General features: G+C 71.2%; 2 protein-coding genes. Both read right to left on the bottom strand.

All coding sequences use genetic code 11. The annotated features are described in order from the left end of the window. Nucleotides 1–305 precede the first annotated feature (305 nt). The gene (locus tag HW445_RS24400) at nucleotides 306–2063 is read right to left on the bottom strand and encodes an LCP family protein (protein ID WP_180223098.1); all 1758 of its coding nucleotides are present in this window, start codon (nucleotides 2061–2063) and stop codon (nucleotides 306–308) included. Between the two features lie 261 nt (nucleotides 2064–2324). Then, nucleotides 2325–3053 (bottom strand): LCP family protein (locus HW445_RS24395; RefSeq protein WP_180223097.1); only part of this gene is annotated, 729 nt, incomplete at its 5' end.

Raw genomic sequence — 3053 nt, 5'->3', positions numbered from 1 at the left:
CGGCCGGCCGGTCCGTCCCCCGGGCGGTCCGCCTCGTACAGGCTGTCGTCCCACCCCAGGTCGGCCGCGCCCCCCGCGGAGCCGCGGCGCCGGTCCTCACCGCGCACACGCGTCTCTGCCATATGTGCCTCCCCACCTGTCTCCGCCTACGGGACCGCCCCGCGCAATCCCGTCTGTGAGATGCGCGAGGCGGCCAATTCGTTGCGCGGTAAACGCTGTTACTTCCCGCACGCCCGTGTCCGGCGCGTGCCCGGCCCGCAGCCCGGACCGCTGCCCGGCTCCCGCCTACCGGGCGCGCCCCACCCCTACTTGGCGCACTGGGCCTTGTCCGCCGTGGACTTGTCGACGCCCTCCGGCGCCTCCGTCGGCGCGGTCAGCGGCACGCCCGCCCCCTTGAAGTCCTTGCCGAGGATCAGGGTCATGGTCGGCATCCCCTGGGCGTTGTCGGTGCTCTCGCCCTCCTTGAGCGCCGAGCCCGGCAGGCCCATCATGGCGGCCAGCGCGCGGGCCTGGTCGGCCTGGTCCGGGGCGTACTCGAGGGTCGTCTTCTTCTGCGTCGCGTCGGCGTTGCCGCCGTTCTCCGACCTGCTGACGCCCTGCTGGGTCTGCAGCCACGTCAGGGTGGACTGGGCGGCGCCGCTCTTGCCGCTGCCGTTGAGCACCCGCACCCGCACCTCGGAGGCCGGAGCCTTGCTGCCCTCGAGCCGGGCGGCCTCGGCGTCCTTCTGCTCCTTCTTCTTCCTCTTCACCTCGGTGAAGGAGACGTCCTCCTGGATCATCTGGAAGACCTGCGGGGCCTTCGACGGGTCGGGCACCACCGTGACCGGCGTGGGCTCCGCCGGGTTGTCGATGACCGGGACCGTCATGAAGGACATGTTCTTCGGCTTGACCTCGTTGATCTCCAGTGCCATGTCCTTCAGCACCGAGACCTTGCCGATCGCGGCGTCGACCGTGAGCGCCTTGGTCGCGGCCTGGGCGAGGTTGTTGAGCTTGGTCGGGCTGGAGAGGGTGTCGCCCGAGGACATCTTCCGCATCATCGAGCCGAGGAACTGCTGCTGGGCCTTGATGCGGTCCAGGTCGCCGGAGTTGCCGAAGCTGTACCGGGTGCGCAGGAAGGCGAGGGCCTCCTCGCCCTCGATGGTCGACTTGCCGGCCGGCAGCTTCAGGTGCGACTTGGGGTCGTCGACCGCCTCCTCGACACAGACCTCGACGCCGTCGATCGCCGTGGTCAGCGTCTTGACGGCGTTGAAGTCGGCCACCATGAAGTGGTCGACCTGGATGCCGGTGAACTCCTTGACGGTCCGCGCCGTGCAGCTGGCGTCCCGGCCGTTCTGCCCGAGGCTCTCGTTGAAGCGGGTGTTCGCCGTGCCCGGGACGACCTCGGTGGTGCCGTCCTCCAGCGTGGTCTCGCAGTCCGGGATGTCGGTGACCAGGTCACGCGGGATGCTCATCACCGTGGCGTTGCTGCGGTCCTCGGCCACGTGCAGCAGCAGCGTGGTGTCGGCGTGGCCGGGGCTGTTCTTGTCGCCGTAGCCGGCGTTGCCTGCCCCGGTCCGCTTGTCGGTGCCGATGATCAGGAGGTTGAACGCCTCGTCCGCGGAGAACGAGTCCGAACAGGCGTCGCCGCCGCAGGCGGTCTTGCTGATGTTGTCCTCGAGGTCCTGGATGTACCAGTAGCCGAAGCCCGCCGTCGTGACGATCACGAAGGCCAGCGTGCCGCCGGTCCAGGCGAGGATCTTCTTGCCCTTGCTCTTCTTCTTGGGGCGGCCGCGGCGGCGGCCGGGCTCCGGATCCTCGGGTTCGGCGCGCCGTCTGCGCGGCTGCGGCACGTCGCGGCCCGGACGCTGCCGGGCGGGCGCCTCGCTGCCGTAGCCGCTCTCGTGCGCGGTGCGGTCACGCGGCACACCCCCCTCGCGAGGGGCCGGACGGCGTGGGCTCGGCACCGGCGGTGACTGCGGAGCGGGATGGCTCAGTCGCAGTTCGTACTCGCCGGTCTGCGGGTTGAGCACCCACTGGTCGGCGGGATCGATGTTGTCCGCCCGTCCACGGCCATGCGCGTCCACGGTTGTTGAATCCTCCGTCGGGGCCACGGCGCCTTCCCCCAGGCGCGGGGTCTCGTCATGGTGCCGACCGCAGGACGGACCTCCCGACCGGGGCACCGGATCGCTCACACTATCCGCCCACAACGGCAGGGAGCGACGACGGTGACACATTCCACTTCCCTACAAGCGGGCAATCCGCCGCATTCTTCTGCCACAGAGCTACGCCTTGGCCATGGTTTTACCTGCCGGTAGCACGGGGGTTCGACGGAGGCGACCGCTCCGTTACGCGCAGGGGTCCTCGGCGGCCGTGGAGCCGGTGAAGGAGGGGGCGGGCGACGGCTGCGCGGGGGTGCCGCGCGCGCCGGTCCGCCCGGTGGCCGTCCGCTCCGTGACCGTGACCGGGCGGTCGTGGCGCAGCAGCTCGAAGAGCCGGTCGGCGGCCGGCTCGAGCAGCCGGTCCCGGTTGGGGTCGGCCGGGTACGGCTCCCGCGGGACGGTGGTGAAGAGGATGCGCTCGGAGGGGATGCCGCGCACCTCGCGCACGAACCCGTACAGGTCCCGCAGCCCCGCGAGGCCCGGGTCGGTGGTCAGCGCGGAGGTCGCCGCGTGCAGCACCGGGTAGAGCTTCAGCGGGTTGTGGAGGACGTGGTCGCTGCGGACCTTCTGCACCAGCGCGCCCAGGAACCGCTGCTGGCGTTCCATCCGCGCGGTGTCGCTGCCGTCGCCGAGGGACTTGCGGGCGCGGACCCAGCCGAGGGCCTGCTCGCCGTCGAGGGTGACGCGCCCGGCGGGGAGGTCCAGCCGGGCCGCCTTGTCGCGCACCGGCTCGCTCAGGCACATGTCGACGCCGTCGACGGCGTCGACCATCTCCTTGAAGCCGTGGAAGTCGATGATCATGTGGTGGTCGATCCGCACACCGGTCATCTTCTCGACGGTGCGGATGGTGCAGGCCGGGCCGCCGGTGCCGAAGGCGCTGTTGAACTGGGCGAGCCGGGCGGCGCCGGTGCCGCC

Origin of the sequence: Streptomyces sp. UH6 (assembly GCF_013421635.1) — a bacterium.
Classification (GTDB): domain Bacteria; phylum Actinomycetota; class Actinomycetes; order Streptomycetales; family Streptomycetaceae; genus Streptomyces; species Streptomyces abyssomicinicus.
The sequence above is the reverse complement of the archived record's forward strand: the minus strand, read 5'-3'. Positions and strand labels throughout refer to the sequence as shown.